Here is a 335-nt window from a genome sequence, read left to right on the forward strand (position 1 = left end):
TACAACGTTGATAGGCAAGATGTGGAAGTGGTGTGAGCCATTAAGCTAACTTGTACTAATTACCCGTGAGGCTTAACCATACAACGCCAAACGCGTTTTATGCGACAGTTTAGACAGAAGTTAATATGACTAAAGTAGATATTACTTAGAAAGACTTAAAAAATATTATCAGATATTTTCCAAATTCAGTTAGTGCGTAGCGATACGAATTAACGCCCAAATTTGCTTGGTGACAATAGCGTTTTGGACCCACCTGATTCCATGCCGAACTCAGTAGTGAAACGAAACAGCGCCGATGATAGTGTAGCATTTGCTATGTGAAAGTAGGACATTAC

Annotated in this window: 2 rRNA genes; both read left to right on the forward strand. The window is 39.1% G+C overall.

Annotated features, from left to right (window positions below):
* Positions 1–80 (forward strand): 23S ribosomal RNA (locus H4J63_RS19885); the annotation flags it as partial.
* 145 nt (positions 81–225) lie between these two features.
* A 5S ribosomal RNA gene (gene rrf, locus H4J63_RS19890) occupies positions 226–335 on the forward strand; the annotation flags it as partial.

The sequence above is a fragment of the Pseudoalteromonas sp. 5Ae-yellow genome (genome assembly GCF_014077565.1).
GTDB lineage: Bacteria > Pseudomonadota > Gammaproteobacteria > Enterobacterales > Alteromonadaceae > Pseudoalteromonas.